General features: G+C 39.5%; 17 protein-coding genes. 12 read left to right on the top strand and 5 right to left on the bottom strand.

Going from position 1 to position 21,042, the window contains the following annotated elements:
- Positions 1-2: 2 nt before the first annotated feature.
- Positions 3-191: a hypothetical protein gene (locus V6R21_RS09280; protein ID WP_334243011.1), complete on the bottom strand. Its 189-nt coding sequence runs from the start codon at positions 189-191 to the stop codon at positions 3-5.
- A 2-nt stretch (positions 192-193) separates the two neighbouring features.
- On the bottom strand, positions 194-403 hold the full coding sequence (locus tag V6R21_RS09275; protein ID WP_408612980.1) for a transposase: 210 nt from the start codon (positions 401-403) through the stop codon (positions 194-196).
- 109 nt (positions 404-512) lie between these two features.
- Here V6R21_RS09275 and V6R21_RS09270 point away from each other — a divergent pair, with 109 nt between their 5' ends.
- The 6 genes from V6R21_RS09270 (at position 513) to V6R21_RS09250 (ending at position 5,932) form a co-directional block, all read left to right on the top strand.
- Positions 513-1,232, top strand: coding sequence for a hypothetical protein (locus V6R21_RS09270; protein ID WP_334243009.1), 720 nt, complete (start codon positions 513-515; stop codon positions 1,230-1,232).
- The gene (locus V6R21_RS32410; protein WP_408612979.1) at positions 1,189-1,338 is read left to right on the top strand and encodes a hypothetical protein; all 150 of its coding nucleotides are present in this window, start codon (positions 1,189-1,191) and stop codon (positions 1,336-1,338) included. The genes V6R21_RS09270 and V6R21_RS32410 overlap by 44 nt, the downstream gene beginning before the upstream one ends.
- Before the next feature lie 473 nt (positions 1,339-1,811).
- Complete coding sequence (locus V6R21_RS09265) at positions 1,812-3,131, top strand: M48 family metallopeptidase (protein WP_334243007.1); 1,320 nt, start codon at positions 1,812-1,814, stop codon at positions 3,129-3,131.
- A 187-nt stretch (positions 3,132-3,318) separates the two neighbouring features.
- On the top strand, positions 3,319-4,260 hold the full coding sequence (locus V6R21_RS09260; RefSeq protein WP_334243005.1) for an alpha/beta fold hydrolase: 942 nt from the start codon (positions 3,319-3,321) through the stop codon (positions 4,258-4,260).
- A 3-nt stretch (positions 4,261-4,263) separates the two neighbouring features.
- Positions 4,264-4,671 (top strand): cupin domain-containing protein, encoded by a 408-nt coding sequence (locus V6R21_RS09255; RefSeq protein ID WP_334243002.1) that lies wholly within the window; start codon positions 4,264-4,266, stop codon positions 4,669-4,671.
- Positions 4,672-4,825: 154 nt separating this feature from the next.
- Positions 4,826-5,932, top strand: coding sequence for an IS4 family transposase (locus V6R21_RS09250; RefSeq protein WP_334240759.1), 1,107 nt, complete (start codon positions 4,826-4,828; stop codon positions 5,930-5,932).
- 75 nt (positions 5,933-6,007) lie between these two features.
- Here V6R21_RS09250 and V6R21_RS09245 read toward each other — a convergent pair whose 3' ends face one another.
- A complete protein-coding gene (locus V6R21_RS09245) occupies positions 6,008-8,485 on the bottom strand; it encodes a type IA DNA topoisomerase (protein ID WP_334243000.1) in 2,478 nt (825 codons plus the stop codon).
- A 359-nt stretch (positions 8,486-8,844) separates the two neighbouring features.
- On the opposite strand from V6R21_RS09245, the gene V6R21_RS09240 reads away from it, so the two are divergent.
- The 3 genes from V6R21_RS09240 to V6R21_RS32405 all read left to right on the top strand — a co-directional run bounded on the left by V6R21_RS09240 (position 8,845) and on the right by V6R21_RS32405 (position 11,690).
- Positions 8,845-9,081 carry a FeoA family protein gene (locus V6R21_RS09240; protein WP_334242999.1) on the top strand — a complete coding sequence of 79 codons (237 nt, stop codon included), beginning with the start codon at positions 8,845-8,847 and terminating at the stop codon, positions 9,079-9,081.
- A 94-nt stretch (positions 9,082-9,175) separates the two neighbouring features.
- Entirely contained in the window at positions 9,176-11,302 is a 2,127-nt protein-coding gene (gene feoB, locus V6R21_RS09235) for a ferrous iron transport protein B (RefSeq protein WP_334242996.1), read from the top strand.
- 238 nt (positions 11,303-11,540) lie between these two features.
- The gene (locus V6R21_RS32405) at positions 11,541-11,690 is read left to right on the top strand and encodes a PspC domain-containing protein (RefSeq protein WP_408612978.1); all 150 of its coding nucleotides are present in this window, start codon (positions 11,541-11,543) and stop codon (positions 11,688-11,690) included.
- Between the two features lie 84 nt (positions 11,691-11,774).
- On the opposite strand, the gene V6R21_RS09230 is transcribed toward V6R21_RS32405, so the two are convergent.
- Both V6R21_RS09230 and V6R21_RS09225 read right to left on the bottom strand, forming a co-directional pair.
- Positions 11,775-12,728 carry an NAD-dependent epimerase/dehydratase family protein gene (locus tag V6R21_RS09230; RefSeq protein ID WP_334242994.1) on the bottom strand — a complete coding sequence of 318 codons (954 nt, stop codon included), beginning with the start codon at positions 12,726-12,728 and terminating at the stop codon, positions 11,775-11,777.
- Between the two features lie 287 nt (positions 12,729-13,015).
- Entirely contained in the window at positions 13,016-14,305 is a 1,290-nt protein-coding gene (locus tag V6R21_RS09225) for a NupC/NupG family nucleoside CNT transporter (protein WP_334242992.1), read from the bottom strand.
- A gap of 1,187 nt (positions 14,306-15,492) precedes the next feature.
- Here V6R21_RS09225 and ppk1 point away from each other — a divergent pair.
- The 3 genes from ppk1 to V6R21_RS09210 all read left to right on the top strand — a co-directional run bounded on the left by ppk1 (position 15,493) and on the right by V6R21_RS09210 (position 21,039).
- A complete protein-coding gene (ppk1, locus tag V6R21_RS09220) occupies positions 15,493-17,604 on the top strand; it encodes a polyphosphate kinase 1 (protein ID WP_334244918.1) in 2,112 nt (703 codons plus the stop codon).
- A 185-nt stretch (positions 17,605-17,789) separates the two neighbouring features.
- On the top strand, positions 17,790-20,402 hold the full coding sequence (locus V6R21_RS09215) for a glycoside hydrolase 5 family protein (RefSeq protein WP_334242990.1): 2,613 nt from the start codon (positions 17,790-17,792) through the stop codon (positions 20,400-20,402).
- Positions 20,403-20,523: 121 nt separating this feature from the next.
- Positions 20,524-21,039: a regulatory protein RecX gene (locus tag V6R21_RS09210; RefSeq protein ID WP_334242987.1), complete on the top strand. Its 516-nt coding sequence runs from the start codon at positions 20,524-20,526 to the stop codon at positions 21,037-21,039.
- Positions 21,040-21,042: the final 3 nt, after the last annotated feature.

Here is a 21,042-nt window from a genome sequence, read left to right as displayed (position 1 = left end):
GATTACTCGGGGGATATATTTTTTCGCACCGGGATGTTATATTCTTTCTCTGCCATCTCCAGCATCATATCAAAGAGAATGATCTTCTTGTCAGCTCGTTCTACCTGCTTCTCTAGGGTTTGCTTCTGACGTTCCAGCAGCTTGACTTTTTGCTCCAGCTCCAATATTCTTTGCTCAGGGGTTTTCGACATTTTTAAGGGGGGGTGTTGGACCAGTCCAAGTTACCAAATTTTCGCAACCAGTCACGAACAGTAGATTTGGCTTGAATACCATATTTGTCACAAGTGCCCTGTACGGAGAGCTTGCCTTCTTCCAATTCAGCGACCACTTGAAGCTTGAAGGACATTGTATAATCCTTCTGAGTTCGCTTTATATAAACCTGATTTACTTGCTTCTCTTCCATGACGTTACAGTTTTGGTGTAACGCTATACTAGGACGGGACAAGCACTTCCCAATTCCTTATATTGCACTCAATAGACTAATATAACTACGAACACACGTGTAGAGAAAAATGAATCAATCTCAACTAAAAGCACACTTCAGTAAGTACCTACAACCTTGGCTTAAATCGATATTGACAGGCTTCTTTATGTTTTTTGTACTTTTTATATATAAAGGCTACAACATACAACAAGGCTTCTCATTTTCTGGTCATAGCCTTCTTTTTAGGTCTATAGCATTTGGTTTGCTTACTTCATTATCCTTTGCTTTCCATGAGTTTTACATTGCACCACGTCTGCATCTCTCAAACTGGAAACAGCAATTGATATGGCTTGTATGGGAAATATTTTTCGGCGCCAATGCTATCTTTTTACTTTTCAACTATTTCTGGAACTGGCAAGAGTTTTATTGGAATGGCTATTTTCTGATGCTAATGGAATTCACTTTTGTCATGATATTTCCACTATTGATCAGTTGGGCTTTGACAAAAAACCTCAAAGGATTTGAAATAAAAACCATTACAGGTTCACCTACTTCCAACATGCTATTTTTTGAATCGGATAATAATAAACAACAGCTAAGCATTAAACCTGAAAACCTACTCTACCTAAAGTCTGAGGACAACTATGTCGCCATTTATTTTATCTCTAACCAAAAGCTACAACACGAGTTATTTAGAAATTCACTAAAAAATATTGAAGCTATTTACCCTACCCCCCTCCCTTCAACGATGTCACAGAAGCTACATGATAAACCCTCAGCAAATTCATCATGTACACTTTTCAAATAAACAAATCAAACTTGATTTAGGGTTTTCTCAAGTAGTACCTGTCTCTAAAAAATACCAAGATACTTTTAACTCAACCTTGCACGCAGACCACCCACCCCATATTTAAAAATTTCACTCCAAATCCTTCTAATGATTTAATTTAGGTTACCTCTTTCCATTACCAAGAGAACAATAAGAGAGCGCTTAGGGCTATATTGAACACAAAATCAAAAAACACAATTAACTAATTGAATCAACAATATTTCAACTAACAAACAATCTCAAAACACAACTTCACCACCCAGTTAATCATTAAAAATTTACAATGTTAACATCGAGAAAACTACAATCACAAAACACTCAACAGAAAAACCTATATATATATAAATTTAATAAAAGCAACAAAATTTCATTACAACAAACAAATTAAACATAAACACCCACCTACACTTCAAACATATAAAAACTCACCTCCTAACAAGAAATCAATCTCATTCCGCTCTATTTTTTTATGAGAAAAATATATTTTTTTGACTATATTACTTTTCAATTGTCACAATATAAACAAGCACCCAAATTCAATTTAAAACCCTATCTACTATGCAAAAGTATTTTTTATTACTCACATTTATTTCACTCCTTCCCCACACCTTGTTTGCACAAGATTTTGAAGCTGATTTTTGGACAGCCCAATGGCTTAAATACAGAAAACCAAAAATATCAAATAATGGAAAGGTTTATCAAGATTATAACAACAGAAATGAGTTAGACATAAAGTCTAAAAAATATCTAAGCAAAAAACTTAATAACTATAACTTTCTGAATGACCCTATGATGGAAGATTACCTGTATCAAAACTTGATGGAGGTATTTCCTACTGATTTAGTATTACCAGGTAGATACAAAGACCTTAATATTCAAATTATAAAATCAACTGAACTTAATGTCTTCTCTACACACGACGGTAGTATATTTATAACCACAGGCCTGCTGTCTCTGATAGAAAATGAGGATGAGTTAGAGGCAATTTTGGCTCATGAAGTAGCTCATCTTGTCTTGGATCACAATTTAAAGCAATACAAGACCCATAAAACAACGACTACCATAGGTAATATCATTGACACTGCAGCTATGACAGCAGCTGCAGTGAACGCTGAGAAGAAAAACTATTCGCTTACTAATAGTTATATTGCCACAGTAGTTGCCGGCACACTTTCTAATAATGCAACTGCAGCTATTCAACAGGTTATCGGTGCTTCTTATTCAAGAAATGATGAAACAGCTGCTGATAAGATTGCACAAGAATGGCTAATTACACAAGGAAAAGATAAACATGCTTTAGGCAGAGTCTTGGAGAGAGCTGGCAAACATTATACACGTAGCGGAAGTAAAGAATGGACAGGGTTGCTTGACAGCCATCCAAGCTTAAAAAAGAGGCTAAAAAAACTTGAATATATATCAAGTGAACCCAATCCTGACTACCGTTTCCAAAGAATGGTAGTTCCTAGTTTACAAGCTTTGGCTACCATTGAAATTCACAACAGAAACTTTGAATTAGCTTCCGAACTCTTGGATAAAATCATTGCGAGTCAATGGCCTACTGAAGAAGCATACCTCTTAAAGGCTAATATTAGCCGACACCTTCAAAACACTAACAAAAGCAACAAAGATGCCTTAGCTCTACTTAATATTGAAAACCAAGACTTCATCAATTTCAAACCAGAACGTGAGCAAGAAAAAGGACTATTATTTTTAAGAATGGAGGAGTATTCAAAAGCATTAGCAGCTTTTGAAGCCTGTGAAAGGTATTTGGTTTTAAGGTTTAAAGAGACTCAAGAATATAACAAAGAACAACTTATTTGGACAAGACAAATGATTGCTAGATGTAAGACCTTTACTAATAAGCAGACTTCTAACTAAGCAATTCAAATACAATAAATTTCCCTATAAAACCACTTCTATAATGAAGTGGTTTTCTTTTTACACAATCAAAAAACATTGTACATCAATATCATTTAAGGGGTTTTTATTTGAATTATCATTTAAAAAACATCAAATTGTTAACATTAAGCTAAAAACCCTATTAAACAACTACGATTGAACTACCATGTACAAGAAAATTGCTACTGTAACCCTTGTAGCTGTGATTGCCACTTTTGTTGGTTTCCACTTTTACAGCGACATACCTGCTGAAAAACTCAAAAAACACTTTGCCAACGCCTATTCACACTACTTGAATTTTGAAGGAATGACTGTCCACTACCAAGATGAAGGGACAGGAATACCACTCATACTGCTTCACGGGACAGCTTCCTCCTTACAAACGTGGGATGGATGGCGAAAACAATTACGCCAAGATTATAGAATTATCCGACTGGACCTCCCTGGTTTTGGTCTGTCTGGTCCACACCCTAATAAAGATTATTCTATTGCTATGTACGACAGAATGCTGTCAACACTTTTGGATTCACTAAAAATTGATGAGTGCTATTTAGTCGGAAACTCTCTTGGAGGGGAAATAGCATGGAACTTCACCGCCCGCCACCCTGCAAAAGTCAATAAACTTATTCTTATTTCTCCTAGTGGCATTCGCAATGAGACCACTACTTCACCTTGGGTATTTGATCTTACCAAAACACCACTAATACAACAGGCTTTACGCTATTGCACACCGAAATTTTTAGTAAAACAGAACCTGCTTGAGGTTTATGGAGATGATTCAAAAGTAGATGACAAGTTGGTTAACCGCTACCACCAAACACTCTTAAGGTCAGGAAACAGGCAGGCTTTTATAGACAGAATTTCCATGCCTAAAAAAGATAACACCTCCATGATTGGACAAGTCTATGCTCCTACTTTAATCATGTGGGGTAAAAAAGATGTATGGATTCCTTCAGAATTGGCAACCAAATTCAGTGACAAGATTGCTGATGCCTCGATGATCATATATGAAGATGCTGGTCATGTACCTATGGAGGAAATCCCTATCGTCACCGCACAAGACGCTCACAAGTTCTTTTCTGGTCAAATGTTGGTTTATATCCGCTAATATATGATCAAGTACTTGATAACAACCTTTGTATTTTGGTTTGTATTTACGCTTTACTGTAATGGTCAAAACATAACCAGTTTAGAAAAAATTGAACCAAACACTGTTTATGAAAATGTCCATGTAAAGCCCATTGCATCCAACGAACAGGTAACTTCTTTTATAATCTGGGTTAAGACGTCTGTTAGAAAGCATAAACATATTCACCATACTGAGAGTGTTTATATTCTTGATGGTAAAGCTGAAATGTTATTGGGTGAACAAACTTTAAATATTCAAAAAGGAGATTATATTTTTATACCAAAAGGAACTCCTCATGCAGTTATAAAAGTCATGGGCAACAAACCTTTAAAAGTATTATCAGTACAGTCACCAAAGTTTACAGGTGAAGATCGTATTTTTATTGAATAATCACTCTACGGTACAGTTTTAATAACAAAGTGAGTTAAGGGTGTAATACTGGATTACAGGATATTTGCAGGTTATTTAAGGGCTGATTGGGGCAAGAAAAAGCAAAGGTCTAACTTTGCCGTTCGCCAAAACCACAAGCCAGACCTTTACCTTTATGTTGACTGCAAATATACTTGAAATCCTCTGCGGTTTCCAAATCGTCAAAGGCAAACCAAGCAAACAGGTACTAGCCAAGCTAATTACGGCCTTGGTGGAAGATGAAAATGTGCAATTTCATCAGATAGCCAAAAACTTGCCATCCAAGGCACAAAAAGCTTCTCGGACCAAGCAAGTCAAACGCTTTATGTCAGGAGCTGTGTTCAATTATCAGGCCCTGATGGCATGGTTGTTTTCCTGCCTGCCATCCGGAAAGATCACCCTCTGCATTGACCGAACCAACTGGCAGTCCAGAAAGCAGGCAGTGAATATTCTGGCCGTGACGGCCTACAGTCATGGCGTGGGTTTCCCACTGGCTTTTCGGCTACTGGACAAAAAAGGAAACAGCCACCAGCAGGAGCGTATTGATTTGCTGAAGGAAGTGCTTCAGATTGTACCTCCCGAGCGGATCGGGAAAGTGATTGCAGACCGAGAGTTTATCGGCAAAAAGTGGCTTCGGTTTATGACCATGCAAGGGATTGTCTTCTGCGTTCGGATTCCATCACACCACAAAATCAACATCGATGGTGTGGAGAAAACAGGAGAGGTATGGAGCAAAGAAGGTTTTCGTTGCACTGACCGAAGAGCGACGATCTATGGAATGGACCTGACTCTTTCCATGCAGATGACCAAGGATAAAAACGGGCGAAAGGACTACCTGATCGTAGTCTCAAACCTGATGAAAAGCGGCTTGCTGTCAAGCTATAGAAAACGGTGGAGCATCGAGGTGTTCTTCCAGTCGCTCAAAGGGCGGGGATTCAACCTGGAAGCCACTCACCTGACCAAATTGGATCGGCTTGAAAGACTTTTTGCTGTGGTGTGTATGGCCTTTGCTGTTTGTCACTTATTTGGCGTGGCTTTCCATGAAAAAGTACAAAACATAAAAGTAAAGAACCACGGTTACAGGGAGAACAGCTATTTCAGAAAGGGAAAAGATCTGTTGCAGGAGCATTTCTGTACGAGACCCCGCCAAGTAGGTAATGAGATCAAAGGACTTTGGAAGAAGTTTTGGAGGGGAATTAGTTCCAAAACACCATCTGAAAAACTGGTTTTTAGTTGGTTATAAAAAAGTGTACCGTAGAGTGTTGAATAATAATAAAGCCGTTACCATTCGATTGGTAACGGCTTTTCCTATATTTTACTAATCCATTTTTTCAAATTGAATGGTACAGTTCGCATCCAAGATCAGTTTGGCGTTAAATTTATCACCATTAACCTCAAACCCTGATAGCTTACCTGTCTTTCCTTTTTGAACCAGCTGCTTAATCTGATTTTCAGACAACTTTTTACCCCTGATTTCAAATGGAACCACAAAATTGCAAGTCCTGTATTTATTCCCCAAACAACCAAAGGCCGTCTTCCCTTTCACTACTTCATATTTCTTACACTTAGGGCAAGTTAGCAGAGCCTCTTCTACTTTGTGAAAAGCCACCTTAAAACGCTTATCCAAAGTAAGGTATCCCTCCACTTTTTGTCCATCTATTTCAAGTCCTTTTATACTTGGGGTTTTACCTTTTATAATCAGAGACTGTAATTGCTTATCTGTTAGTTTTTTACCTCCAAATTCAAACCCTATTACAAAATCACAAGATTTATCCTTGTTTCCTAGACAACCATAAGCTGTATTTCCCTTTACAACTTCATGCTCTCCGCACTTCGGACATGTTATTTTTTTATCTGAAACAGCCTTTTTCTTCTTGTCAGCTGTTGCAGCTGTTTTATGCTCTGGTTTTTCTTCAGGATCTTCAGTTACTATTCGTTTGGCATTCTGATCGTATTTCACTGTTTGAACTACTTCTGTTACCATTTCTTTCATTTCATTCATGAAATTGGCAACCTGATAAGTCCCATCCTCGATCTCACGTAATTTTTTCTCCCAAACACCTGTCAGTTCAGCAGACTTCAACATCTCATTTTGGATGGTGTCCACCAATTCGGTCCCTGTTTGTGTAGGCACAAGGTTCTTACGTTCCTTTCGAATATACTTTCTTCTGAAAAGTGTCTCGATGATTGCTGCTCTAGTAGAAGGTCTTCCTATCCCATTCTCTTTCATCAGGTCTCTCAACTCCTCATCTTCCACCTGTTTACCTGCGGTTTCCATTGCCCTAAGTAGGGTTGCTTCAGTGTACAATTTAGGTGGAGAGGTTACCTTTTCTTGCAATTGAGGTTCGTGCGGACCACTCTCGCCCTTCTTAAATTCAGGCAATACCTGTTCCTGATCTTCCTGTCCCTTATTGTCGTCATCATCGTCCTCCTCCCCTCTTTTCTTCCTTTGCTCTCTAGCTCTCTTGGCAGCCTCTTCCTCTTTCTGAAACAATACACGCCATCCCGGATCAAGGATCTGTTTACCTGTAACTTTAAATTCAATACCTTTTACATCACCCAATACTTCTGTTTTGGATACGATACAATCAGGGTAAAATGCTGCTATAAACCTCAATGCCACCAGATCATAAACTACCTGCTCGTTATGTGCAAGTCCTTTAGCTGCCACTTTTGTAGGAATAATGGCATGGTGATCAGTGACTTTCTTATCATCAAATACCTTCTTTGACTTCTTGATCGGTTTACCCAGAAGCGGCTGCACCTGATCTGCAAACTTGTGCAAGGTTTTCAATATAGCCGGCACTTGCGGAAATACATCGTTAGGCAAGTGTGTTGTATCAACCCTTGGATAAGTCAACACCTTCTTTTCGTATAAGCTCTGAGCCAACTTCAGTGTCTGGTCAGCTGAAAACCCAAACTTCTTATTACAAGTCACCTGCAATGAAGTCAAGTCAAAAAGCTTAGGAGGTGTTTCCTTTCCTTTTTTCTTTGTAAATGACGTGATGGTAAATGGCTGATTTTCTAAAGACCTAACCAGTTCTTCGGCTTTTTCCTTATCCTTGAACTTGCCTTCAAAAGCCCCAAATTCATCCAGTTGCTCACCTCTCGCTGTAAAGAGAACATCCCTGTACTTGGTTTTAAGCTCCCAATAAGTTTCAGGTGTAAAATTGTTCAACTCTTTTTGTCTGTTGACTATCAGTGCCAAGGTTGGCGTTTGTACCCTGCCAATGGATAATACCTGCCCAAAAGCCCCGTATTTTAGTGTATAAAGTCTCGTTGCATTGATCCCAAGCAGCCAGTCTCCAATAGCCCGAGAGCTACCTGCAGCATATAAAAGGTCAAACTCTTTGGCATCACGCAGTGCACGGAAACCATCACGAATCGCTTCTTCAGTCAAAGATGAAATCCACAATCGCTTGACAGGAACACGGCAACGAGCTTCTTGCAAAACCCAACGCTGTATAAGTTCTCCCTCTTGCCCGGCATCACCACAGTTGATCACTTCCTGCGCTTTTGCCACCAATGATTTGATCACATTGAACTGCTGCTTCACCCCTTTGTCTTCCATAATCTTAATGGCAAACTTCACAGGGATAATCGGCAAAGTGGTTAAGTCCCACCTTTTCAGTGCTGGATCATAGTCTTGAGGTTCCTTCAAGGTACACAAGTGTCCAAAAGTCCAGGTTACCTGATACCCATTTCCCTCATAATACCCATCTCTGCGCTGCTTGGCGCCTATTACCATGGCAATTTCCTTTGCCACGCTCGGTTTCTCTGCGATGCAGACTTTCATAAGCTAAAAATCAGTCGGGAACACTTACCACACAAAGGCAATATAAGCGTCTGACCTTCTTTTAATTCTATATTTCACATCACCTTTTTCCAAAGGCTTTGCTTGATTTCTTTCTAAATTCAGACATAAAAATACCACTTCCTAAGGAAATGGTTGTACTTTTTTTGCTTCTGATAAGGCTTAACATTAAAACTTTTTAGAGGTTAAGTCCAAACATTTATAGTAAAAAGCATTTGTAATAATTACCTTTGCCACTATCAAAATTCAGTCTAAATAAGGATTTAACAGAACAGTTTTACGGCAAAAAAGCTTCAACACCTGCCATTTCACAACTGTAATCCACTGACTCTTTTATAATTATGAACATGATCACATACAGGTCCATCGCCAATTTGAGAGCAGGAGAGAAAAGCACTATTGTAGGTTTTGCTGACGACAACATTGCAAGCAAGCTAATTGAGATGGGACTTTTTCCAGGTAGTGATGTCACTATGGTAAGAAAGGCCCCTTTCGGTGGCGTGTTTTACCTTAAAGTGGCAGGAAATAACTTTGCCATTCGCAAAGAAGAAGCAAACTGCATCAAAATTAAAGAATAGTTGGACCACTAATTTCAGGTCTTTTGCTCGCTCATGATTCCAGTGGAATAGCATCCATTGGGGAAATGAGCCATATATTTTTATCAGAGCGGATATGACGAAAAGAAAGGAAATCTCTGTTGCATTGGTTGGAAACCCGAATGTAGGTAAATCATCCGTATTCAACCAGTTGACAGGGTTAAGACAGAAAGTAGGAAACTTTCCAGGTGTAACGGTAGACAAAAAGGTAGGGTACTGCAAACTGACAGAAGACTTCGAAGCCAAAATCACAGATTTCCCTGGCACATACAGTCTTTATCCTACTTCATTGGATGAGAAAGTAGTTTTGAATGTCTTTTCCAACCCTAAAGACAAAAACTACCCTGAAGTTATCGTTTATGTAGCTGATGTTACCAACCTTGATCGCCACCTGCTACTCCTCTCTCAATTGCAGGATACAGGTTTACCGATTGTCTTGGCATTGACCATGATTGACATGGCTGACAAGGATCAGGTTTTCTGTAACGAGCAGCTTTTGAGTGAAAAACTTGGCATTCCTGTTCTGAAGATAAATGGCCGTACAGGTGAAGGGCTTGAAGGTTTAAAAAATGCTGTTGTTGAAAGCTCAACCAAAGTCAATGGAAAAACAGCTTCTCCCATAATTTTCAAGAATTCACCTACTGCTGAAAAAGTGAGCAGTGCTATTCAGGATCGTCTCCAGTTAGACAATCAATATAGAGCACTTCTGCTTGCTCACCATCACCAAGATCTTCCCTTCTTATCGTCAGAAGAAAAAAATACTATTCAGGAAATCTGTCAGCAACATGATTTCAAGGCTATTAAGCTTCAGATAGATGAGACTATGCAACGTTATGACAGCATGGCTCCTATCTTGCAAAAAGCACTGAAGAAAGCACCGTTACCTGCTGTTACAAATACAGACAAGATAGACAGGATCGTTACACACCCAGTAATGGGACCTATCCTCTTTTTCGGCATTCTGATTTTTGTTTTTCAAGCCATTTTCTCTTGGTCAGAACTACCAATGGAGTGGATTGAAGAAAGTTTTACTGCAACTGGCGACTTAGTAAAGGCTATACTTCCTGAAGCTTGGTACACAAGTCTGATTACGGATGGTATCATTGCAGGTCTAGGCGGTGTATTGGTCTTTATACCTCAGATTGCTATTCTTTTCCTTCTCATCGGTTTACTGGAAGAAGTTGGTTATATGGCCAGAGCTGTTTTCCTGTTTGACAAGATCATGCAGAAATTCGGTTTGAATGGTCGAAGCATTGTGGCATTGATTTCTGGCGGAGCTTGCGCTATTCCAGCTGTAATGTCTACCCGTACCATCGGTAACTGGAAAGAACGCCTGATTACCATTATGGTAACTCCACTGATCAGCTGCTCAGCCCGTATACCAGTTTATGCTATTCTGGTTGCTTTTGCCGTACCCCCTGTTACAGTATGGGGAATCTTCAACTTGCAAGCGATTACATTCATCGGCATGTATATTCTTGGTGCTGCAGCTGCCTTGATATCGGCATATGTATTCAAAAAAATACTGAAGACCAACGAGAGCACTTTCCTGATGCTGGAACTACCTGCCTACCGTGCACCACATTGGAAAAACGTCCTGTTGAATGTTCGTGAAAAGGTAGAGTCCTTCGTATTGGAAGCTGGTAAAGTAATTATTATCGTCTCTATCGTGCTTTGGGCACTAGCTTCATATGGTCCAGGAAATGAAATGGACAATGCAGAAAAAGAAGCTGTAAAAATCGCTCAGCAGGAACAATTGGATGAAACACATACAGCGGACCTGATCGCATCCAAAAGAATCGAGGTTTCATATGCCGGTTATTTGGGTAAAACAATTGAGCCTGCTATTCGCCCACTTGGCTTTAACTGGAAAATTGGTATCGCTCTGATTTCATCTTTTGCAGCCAGAGAGGTGTTTGTAGGTACAATGGCTACGATCTACAGCATTGGAAGTGCAGATGATGAAGGTACTATTAAGACTAGAATGGAAAAGGAAATTGACCCTGTCACAGGTGAAAAGGTCTTTAACCCAGCTACAGCCTTCTCTCTGCTTATCTTCTATGTATTTGCCATGCAATGTATGAGTACAGTGGCGATTGTAAAAAGAGAGACCAAAAGCTGGAAATGGCCACTTATCCAGATGGGATATATGGGCGCTTTGGCTTATATAGGTAGCTTTATTGTCTACCAAATAATGCAATAGATTTTCCCCTCTTTAAATATAAACCTAAAGCCTCGCTGAGTGGTCATAAATTGGACTTTCAGCGAGGCTTTATAACTTTTTCATTAGAAAAAACGTATCTGTAAATGTGTCAAATTAATGCTGTATTTAGCGTATATAGTATTACACTAAGGTACTTTTCCTATGAAAAATAATACCTTACTGATACTGTTATTCGTTAACAAGTTACAGTAATCTTATCACCATAAAACTGAATAAAATGATTTTAGGCGTATCAAGCTGGCTTTCTAACAAACTAGGATGGAGTGTATCTCTCATTAGAATCGTATTTGTAATCTCAGTTCTGTTTTTTGGAACAGGTCTTGGGCTTTACCTGATACTTTGGATTGTCAAGTTATTATCGAAATAAGCTGAGCGTTCAGCAAAGCACATATAAAAACAAAAAAGGAAGCTATAGCAGCTTCCTTTTCTGTTTTGTTTATAATGATAAAACTTACGCCATAATTACTCCACCGGCTTTCAGCATCTTTCTTCTTGCTGAAATTACCTGTTCCATTCCGACTTCCAGTTTCACCAAATCTTTCCCTATAATCCCTTTCATCTGTGCGATATCAGGTTGTCTACGGGTCATATCACCTTCTTTCAATGGAGGTAGATGAATGATTGGAGAGTCGCTCTCTGTCATATCCTTGATCAACTCTGCCAACTCCAATATCGTTGTTGGTATATCATTACCTACGTTGATTACCTGATCTTGTCCACTATTGGTTTCCAACAGTTTCAAAGCTACTTCAATATTGTCATCAATATAACAGAACGTTCTGGTCTGGGATCCATCACCATAGATCGTCAATGGTTCTCCTTTCAGTGCCGAATCAATGAATTTGGACATAACGAAGTCAGTACTCTGCTTTGGTCCATAAGTATTGAAGAAACGGAAGATCGTATAATCCAATCCGTACTCCTGTTTGAATGAGCGACAGAACGATTCACCTACATTCTTCACCACTGCATAAGGCAGTCGGGAGTTCAAAGGTGTTGTTTCTTCATGTTGCGGCAAGTGTACTGGCTCTCCATATACTTCCGACGAAGAAGAGAAGAATACTTGCTTCACACCTGTATTCTTAGACAGTGAAAGTACATGGTTAATACCGTTGATATCATCCAATACCATCACAGGGTTTGCCAACGTACGCTTAACCCCCACAACTGCCGCATAGTGAAATACATAATCAAAGCGATATGCTGTCATAATTGCCGCTATCTCCTCATAGCGGTTAGCATCTCCTTTGATAAACTTACAGTTTGGGTGATCAGGTACATTGTAAAGGTGTCCTGTCAACAGGTTATCCACCAATACCACAAAGTTTTCTGGGTCGTCGAGCAATCGCTCAGCAAGGGAACTAGGTACAAAACCAGCCCCTCCTGTAATCAAGATTTTTCTCATCAGTAAATCAGTTTTCTCTGGTTTCAGCAGTTTGCAGGATTATTATTTGGTTATTGTGTTGTAGGATATGCCCTACTTTAATATAAGTATTAAAAGCAGGAAGACTATATGAAATCGATCTAAAATATCAATCTATCTCATGCTTCCTCTTACTGTCAACTTAGAACAGTTTTATTATTAGTAATTGTTGAATAAATCACATTCAACCTCTATTCTTTATATAATGCAAAAAAGCAGACTTATAGTATCAATAAGCCTGCTTTTGTTCATATTCTTGAGCTAAATTATCAGCCGACAATCATTCCAGCAATTGTACCAGTCATCATACAAGCAATTGTCGCACCTAACAACGCTTTTAATCCCAATTTTGAAAGGTCTGACTGTCTGCTTGGCGCCAAACCACCAATACCACCAATTTGGATAGCAATTGAACTAAAGTTTGAGAATCCACACAGTGCATAAGTAGAAACGACAATCGCCTTCACACTCAACAAATTATTTGCCTTAAGTTCTGCTAGGTTACTGTAAGCAATAAACTCATTGATCACTGTTTTCTGTCCTAGCAAACTTCCTACAATCAGGGATTCTGACCAATCAATTCCCATCAAAGCAGCAAACACTCTAAATATCTGGCCAAGGATATACTGAAGCGACAACCCATCAAACTGCCCTCCTGAAGAAGATGCGATTGCCTCATTGATGTCTCTGATCTCACCCAATGCCCCTAGCGCTCCGTTAATGGCATAGATAATGGCAATAAAAGAAAGTAGCATAGCACCTACATTCAACGCCAAGCTAAGTCCATCTGAGGTACCATTGGCAATGGCATCAATCAAGTTTGCTCCCAGTTTTTCATTATTCACTTTCAGCTCAGTATCAATCTTCTCAGGCTCCGCTTCCGGCAACAGTATTTTGGACATCACAATGGCTGCTGGTGCATTCATAATGGAAGCGCTCAAAAGGTAAGCGGCAAATTTGGCTTGCTCAGCAGGGTCAGATCCTCCTAAAAAAGTTACGTACCCAGCCAAAACACCTCCTGCCATTGTTGCCATACCACCCGTCATCAGACACATGATCTCCGATTTGGTCATACGTTCGATAAAAGGTTTCACCAATAGTGGTGCCTCAGTTTGTCCCAAGAAAATATTACCAGCTGCAGAAAGGCTTTCAGCACCAGAAAGGCGCATCGTTTTTGACATCACAAATGCAATTACATAAACGATTTTCTGAAGAACACCCAAATAGTACAATCCTGAACTTACTGCTGCAAAAAATATAATGGTAGGCAAAACCTGAAAGGCGAAAATGAAGCCGAACGAATCCATATCAGTAACCAGACTTCCAAAAATAAACTCTGCTCCATTACGGGAAAAACCCAAGAATGTCACGAAGCCTTGACTGATCCAATTGAATGCATTTTCTACAGCTTCAACTTTTGTTACCAGTAAACCGAACAGTATCTGTAAGGTAATTCCCGTTCCTACCAAACGCCAGTCAACAGCTTTCTTGTTACTTGAAAATGCAAAGGCAATAGCGACAAAGATCACCAGCCCGACAATCCCTCTTATAATTTCCATTTTTTATCTGATTAGACTCTATTTTATCATAAATGCCATGTTCAAAGACATGAATGTAGCACGTTAACAAATCGTGAATTCTTGAGAATCCCGGCAAAGTTAAACTTCGCGCTGTATTTTTGTAATGAGAAAAACTATTCTTCCAAAAAATAATTATGTTTTTGAATGTAAAATGCTGCAATAGCATGATTATACCTTAGTATTTTGTTGTTAGCTTGGTAAGGTTATTTGCCTTCAAAGCGAGTATAGCTTATTTTTATTTAAATTGAATTATTAGCGGATAGGATTGACTTTTAGGTGACCTTTATAAACTAGCAGAATGTAAGGCTACTGTGTACGACAGCCGGGATATGGACAGCATGAATCAAGAGAAAAATTGGAAGAAAAAAGAAAAAGGGTCTCAGCTTGATGAGTTACAAAGTGAAGACATTGCCTCAGTATCGGCACTCGAAGCCGCATTGAGTGTTTTGTTGCGCAAAACAACCTTATTGGGCCTCGATGACCTTTTTGAGATTCTTAAGACAGAACTCAAGTACCTTTCCAGAAACCTACTTCATCGCTACCTTCAAAAAGAAGGCATTAGTCGCCTACAGGATATTATTCCTTTGGCTGACGAACACGATACTTTCCGTTTTTTTAAATATCAGGTACCTGGGTATATCTTCGTCTCAACTATTGAACTGTCATTGGATGGGCAAAAAACCTACGTCTATATCGGTATCGACCTTTGCACCAAGTACATCGTTGCGGATGTTTTTGAGAATAAGCGTAGAGAAACAGTTGCCCGATTTATGCAACAGCTAGTTGACCGCATTCCAGCTCAAATCCAAAAAGTATTTACTTCTAATATTCCGATAAGTCACAGTAAGCAAGGGAAAGGTAAAATCCTTGACTTCAACCATATTTGCAGAAAAAATGGCATCACACATACACCTGTAACGCTGCCTTCTGCATGGAAAACCAATAAAGTACAAGTGCCTATTAAGCTGAGTAAGTCAGCCACCAAACAGGCAGCCACTCAACGCATAAAGGAATACCTGAGTTTTTATCTCTTAAAATACAACCTCGGTACAAGGCTCAGTATCAATAAATTTCTGACTCCTATCGAGAAAATGAGCATGGAATACGACAAGGCGCCTAAATTATTTAATTTTAATCCGCATGAGTTAAATTCCGGTCCGATCACTATGGTACACAAAGACAAAATAACAGATCTCATCCAAAGCAGTAATTATGTCAGCCGAGACCTCAGTTGGCTTCAATTCAATTACCGTGTACTGGATCAGGCAAAAAAAGCACAACGCACTATTTTTGAACGCCTGAAGTTTTTGGCGATTACAGCCTCCAACTTCGATGAGTTTTTTATGGTAAGGGTTGGTTCCCTTTACAACTACCTCGACTATGGCAAAAGCCGATTGGATTACTCTGGCCTAAGGGAAGAGCAGTTCCGAGATAAGCTTTACTCTGACATCCATGAATTCAATAATGAGCAGTCAAGGTTTTACAACGAGGAGCTATTGCCTCAATTTGAAGCGAATGGTTTCAGTGTTTGTGGGATAGAAGAACTGACAGGAAAAGAGAAGAAAGAAGTAGAGTCGTACTTCCATAAAACGATTTTCCCAATGCTTACCCCAATGGTGTATGACAATTACCACACCTTCCCGATTCTGCAAAACCTATTGCTCATTTTCGGGATTGTAACGGTCGACCATACAGCCAACCTGAAAGACAAGCGTAAGCTTTCCTTTGTACAGGTTCCGAAAAACCTGCCACGCTTCTTTGAAGTGGAAAGAGAGGACGGACTGATTTTCATTCCGATTGAAAGCATTATCCGTACACATATCCGAAAGCTGTTCCGCAATGTAGAAATTGAGTCTGTTGACCTTTTCCGTATTACACGGAACGGCGACTATACGCTACAGGAAAGTGAAGATTTGGAAACGGACTTTATCAATGAGCTAAAGCTAAAGCTAAAAACCCGTCGTACAGGCCGTGTGGTTCGAGTAGAGATTACACCTGGCTATTCTGACTGGATGGCAGACATTCTGAAAGAAAAATGGAATGTTGACGACCTGAATTTCTTCGAGAACCCTGCCATCATTGACTATACAAGTCTGTGGCAAATTGTGAAACACAAGGCATTTAAATACCTGATGCCCCCTTCTCGACAGCCTGTAACGCCTTTGGGTATCAGCAAGGATCATGAAGAAGATATTTTCAGCCTTTTGCAGAAAAATGACATACTGCTTCATCACCCATACAACAGTGCTGACCAGATGCTCGAATTGTTGGAAGCTTCAGCAGAAGACCCAAATGTACTTGCCATCAAGATGACTATCTACAGGTTGGCTGACGACTCAAGGGTCACCTCTGCACTGCTTAAAGCGGTAGAGAACGGTAAGCACGTTTCTGCCCTATTTGAGGTAAAAGCCAGATTTGACGAGGAAAACAATATATCTGAAGCCAAAAAACTTCAGGATGCAGGCTGTTTTGTAATTTATGGTATTACTGCATTGAAAACCCATACCAAGCTAATGCTTATTGTCCGTAAGGAAGGCAGTAAAGTCAAACGTTATGTTCACTTGGGTACTGGTAATTACAATGAAAGTACAGCTAAGCTCTATACCGACATCGGCTTAATGACTACAAATGACGTCTATGGCGAAGATGTATCAGAGTTTTTCAATGCCATTACAGGTCATTCGAGACCTACAGGTTACAACAGACTGCTCACTGCTCCAAACGAAATGCGAGATGGGCTAATTCAGTTGATTGACAATGAAGCGCAAAATGCTCGTGATGGGTTACCAAGTGGCATTGTCATCAAAGTCAACTCCTTGCAGGATGACAAGTTCATCGATGCCCTTTACCGTGCTTCTCAAGCAGGTGTCAACATCAAGTTAATTGTAAGGGGTATTTGCTGCCTGAAGCCTGGCAGAAAGGGCTTGAGTGAAAATATCACAATCCGTTCCATTGTAGGAGAGTATTTGGAGCATACCCGTCTGTTCTATTTCCACAACAACGGTGAACCTGTTGTATATGGTGGTAGTGCCGATGCCATGGTCCGTAGTTTTGACCGTCGAATAGAGTCTCTCTTCCTGATTGAAGACGAGTTCTGTAAACAGGAAGCAATCATGATTTTGGCATATAACCTCAAGGACAATGTCAATGCCTATGAAATGAGTGAAGATGGTAACTACACGCCTACAATAACCAAGGAAGGAGAAACCATCTTTGATATTCACAAGGAGTTTTTCAATGCTACAGATGAACTAGCAAGAAAAGCAAAACTGTTTTAATACATAAAATTGGTATTACTCCCAATGAAAAGCCTATCCCGAAACCTTCATGTTTCGTGTTAGGCTTTTTCGTTTTTGGAGGTTGGCATTCTCATCTAATCCCATAAGCCCAACCATATCAGCCTTCTGATTGATATATTCGGCCTCTCTTTTATACAAATTTGACTATTATAATTTCAATAGCCATGAACAAACATCAATCTTTCAACTTACTAGGCTTACTAGCTATTTGGGGACTTTTTCTATTCCAACTTTCTCCTTCCTTGGCACAATCAAATGATAAAAAAGCAAAGCAACCTGCTTACATTGACAAGAAAGGTGTACTAAGATGGAAGGGGACAAATGAAGAAATACACGGATTCGGCGTGAACTACACAGTACCTTTTGCACATGCCTACCGCTCTGCCAAGAAACTGGGAATTGACCCTAAAAAAGCAATCGACAAAGATATTTACCACTTTTCAAGACTAGGTTTTGACCTATACAGAATCCATGTATGGGATACAGAGATCTGCGACTCACTTGGCAACCTGATTGAAAATGAGCACCTAGACGCTTTTGACTATCTTCTTCAGCAGTTAAAAGAAAAGCAGATCAATTATGTTGTTACACCTATTGCTTTTTGGGGAAATGGCTGGCCTGAGCCAGATGGAGATACCCCAGGCTTCTCTCACAAATACGGTAAAGATAAATCTTTGACAAATCCTGATGCGATCAAGGCTCAAGAAAATTACCTGTATCAATTCCTCAATCACGTCAACCCTTATACTGGTCTCGCTTATAAAGATGACCCTAGTTTAATTGCTTTTGAAATTAGTAATGAGCCACACCATAGAGGTGCTCCAAAATCTGTCACAACATATATCGACAAGATGGTCAAATCCATGCGTAAGACTGGATGTGAAAAACCAATATTCTACAATGTCACGCATAGTATACAGCTCGCTGAAGCCTATTTTGATGCCAATATTCGAGGAGGCACCTTCCAATGGTACCCAACAGGACTAGGTTTTGGAAAAGAACTTGAAGGTAATTTCTTACCAAATGTAGATCGGTATACGATCCCATTTGATGAGGTAATCAAGAAAAACGGAGGAGGCAAACTCGTTTATGAATTTGATGCGGCAGACATTGGGCGTTCATACATCTACCCTGCTATTGCACGTAGCTTTAGAACCGCTGGAATTCAAATTGGGTGTCATTTTTCATATGACCCTACCTACTTGGCATATGCCAATACGGAATACAACACCCACTATATGAACTTGGCATATACACCCCAAAAAGCATTGAGCTTGATGGTTGCTTATGAAGTATTCCATCAGATGCCAAGATATAAAGACTATGGCAGCTATCCAGAGAACACGCAGTTTGGCAATGTTCACCTCAGTGCTGAGGGTGATTTAGCTGAATATATTAGTGAAGAAAAAGTGATTTACACCAATCATACAAATGCTGAGATTTCAGACACAGACAAACTGCAAACTATTGCGGGTTTCGGAAATTCAAAGGTTGTACAGTATAAGGGATTAGGCGCTTATTTTTTGGATAAAATAGAAACGGGTGTATGGCGACTGGAAGTGATGCCTGATGCCATTTGGGTTGATAACATTTTTGGTCAGAACAGTTTAAGTAAACAATTAGCTGTTATCAAGTGGAACAAATGGGATATGGCAATCAACCTAACTGATTTGGGTCATGACTTCACCTTAGAAGCCATCAATAAGGGAAATGACTTCTCTTCGCCTGTCAATGGAAACAACTTCAGTATCAGACCTGGCACCTATTTATTGAAGAAAAAAGGTATTGACACCAACATTCAAAAAGATCAAATCTGGAAAAATGTTGACTTGAATGCATTTTCAGCACCTGAACAAAACCTCAGTAAGCACTACTGCCTACACCAGCCAATCAATGAAACTATTGCCAATAAACCAATTACGATCAAGGCTACCATCGTCACAGAAAACGCACCTGAAGAAGTAATCCTGACTGGGTATGGAACAGGAAAACCGTTATCCCTTACAATGGAACCAAAAGCCGGTTACGACTATGAAGTACAAGTTCCTGCTGAGAGTCTAAATACAGGTATCCTGAAGTATTTTATCAGTGTCAAGAAGAATGGAACATTTGTTACTTACCCTTCTGGAAAAAATGGAAAACAAGGAGACTGGGACTTCGATGGCAGAGAGGCTTATCAACTCAATGTAATTGAAGGGAATAGTCCGGTTTATCTTTTTGATGCTATCCAAGACTCAGATTACCTAATGAAGCTATGGAAAAAAGATGCAGGTATTTTACCTTCCTCTGAACCTAACAAGGGCGAATATTTTGTCAACCTAGAACAACTTTTTGAGGCTGACCCTGAAAATACAAATGGTGACAAAATCTATGACTACTCCATGAAATACAACTTTCAGAAGAGAGTCCAATACAGAAAAGCTTCATTGAACGACAAGCAAAAGCTTATCATCAAAGCAAGAGCTTTAAACAATAAGCCTTGTAAGCTTCAAGTAGCGCTCATTATGAAAGATGGAGCTGCTTATGGAAAAGTAATCACGCTTTCTCCCGAAAAAGCTGAACACGAAATCAACTTGTCAGTACTAAACACTGTCAAGTATGTAATCTTGCCTAGGCCTTATCCTTCATTCTTACCTTACTATTTTGAGAATGACAATCCTGTTCCATTTGACATTCAAAATGCAACAGACATTCAGTTCTCGATTGGACCTGAAATCCCCAATTCCGAGCTAGACGAAAAACATGGTATAGCAATCGAAAGTGTTCGACTAGAGTAAACTGATTATTCAGCTAAATATAAAGAGAGGCCTTCTTGTCAATTGTATGACAGGAAGGCCTTTTCATTTGTTAGAATAAACAAAGTTAAATATTACCGCCCTTGAAAGAGGAAAGTTATATTTGGAACTAGTTTATTGTAGGACTAAAACAGTAAGTATTATCGCAGACCAAGTATACACAGTCAAGCAAGCCTTGCCAAAAATAGCCGCCTATTGTGCTTATCAGGAGCGCAGCCACGTAGAAGTGGAAGAAAAACTCTACGGCTATGGTTTGGATGAGGATCAAGTGATGGAAGCCATTCAATGGTTAAGGGAAGAGAATTTTCTGAATGAGGAACGATTCGCACGTGCTTATACAAGAGGAAAGTTTAATGGAAACCGATGGGGCAAGATCAAAATCAGACAAGGGCTCAGGCAAAAGCAAATCACTGACAGGTTGGCTGATATGGCTATGGAAGAAATTGATACTGACGAATATTACGAGGTACTGAAAAACTTAATTCGTAAAAAGATGGATGGTCTGAAAGAAACCAATCACTATAAAATCAGGGCAAAGTGCTTCAATTATGCCGCAGGCAAAGGATTTGAAAGCAGTTTGATCAATGAAGCGATCTCTGATTTACTCGCAGATCGGTAAAGG

This window comes from Limibacter armeniacum (assembly GCF_036880985.1).
GTDB classification, from domain to species: Bacteria; Bacteroidota; Bacteroidia; order Cytophagales; family Flammeovirgaceae; genus Limibacter; species Limibacter armeniacum.
The sequence above is the reverse complement of the archived record's forward strand: the minus strand, read 5'-3'. Positions and strand labels throughout refer to the sequence as shown.

Coding starts and splice junctions, on each gene's coding strand:
- V6R21_RS09280 (WP_334243011.1), bottom strand. CDS start 191: ATGTCGAAAACCCCTGAGCAAAGAATATTGGAGCTGGAGCAAAAAGTC.
- V6R21_RS09275 (WP_408612980.1), bottom strand. CDS start 403: ATGGAAGAGAAGCAAGTAAATCAGGTTTATATAAAGCGAACTCAGAAG.
- V6R21_RS09270 (WP_334243009.1), top strand. CDS start 513: ATGAATCAATCTCAACTAAAAGCACACTTCAGTAAGTACCTACAACCT.
- V6R21_RS32410 (WP_408612979.1), top strand. CDS start 1,189: ATGATAAACCCTCAGCAAATTCATCATGTACACTTTTCAAATAAACAA.
- V6R21_RS09265 (WP_334243007.1), top strand. CDS start 1,812: ATGCAAAAGTATTTTTTATTACTCACATTTATTTCACTCCTTCCCCAC.
- V6R21_RS09260 (WP_334243005.1), top strand. CDS start 3,319: ATGTACAAGAAAATTGCTACTGTAACCCTTGTAGCTGTGATTGCCACT.
- V6R21_RS09255 (WP_334243002.1), top strand. CDS start 4,264: ATGATCAAGTACTTGATAACAACCTTTGTATTTTGGTTTGTATTTACG.
- V6R21_RS09250 (WP_334240759.1), top strand. CDS start 4,826: ATGTTGACTGCAAATATACTTGAAATCCTCTGCGGTTTCCAAATCGTC.
- V6R21_RS09245 (WP_334243000.1), bottom strand. CDS start 8,485: ATGAAAGTCTGCATCGCAGAGAAACCGAGCGTGGCAAAGGAAATTGCC.
- V6R21_RS09240 (WP_334242999.1), top strand. CDS start 8,845: ATGAACATGATCACATACAGGTCCATCGCCAATTTGAGAGCAGGAGAG.
- feoB (WP_334242996.1), top strand. CDS start 9,176: ATGACGAAAAGAAAGGAAATCTCTGTTGCATTGGTTGGAAACCCGAAT.
- V6R21_RS32405 (WP_408612978.1), top strand. CDS start 11,541: ATGATTTTAGGCGTATCAAGCTGGCTTTCTAACAAACTAGGATGGAGT.
- V6R21_RS09230 (WP_334242994.1), bottom strand. CDS start 12,728: ATGAGAAAAATCTTGATTACAGGAGGGGCTGGTTTTGTACCTAGTTCC.
- V6R21_RS09225 (WP_334242992.1), bottom strand. CDS start 14,305: ATGGAAATTATAAGAGGGATTGTCGGGCTGGTGATCTTTGTCGCTATT.
- ppk1 (WP_334244918.1), top strand. CDS start 15,493: ATGGTACACAAAGACAAAATAACAGATCTCATCCAAAGCAGTAATTAT.
- V6R21_RS09215 (WP_334242990.1), top strand. CDS start 17,790: ATGAACAAACATCAATCTTTCAACTTACTAGGCTTACTAGCTATTTGG.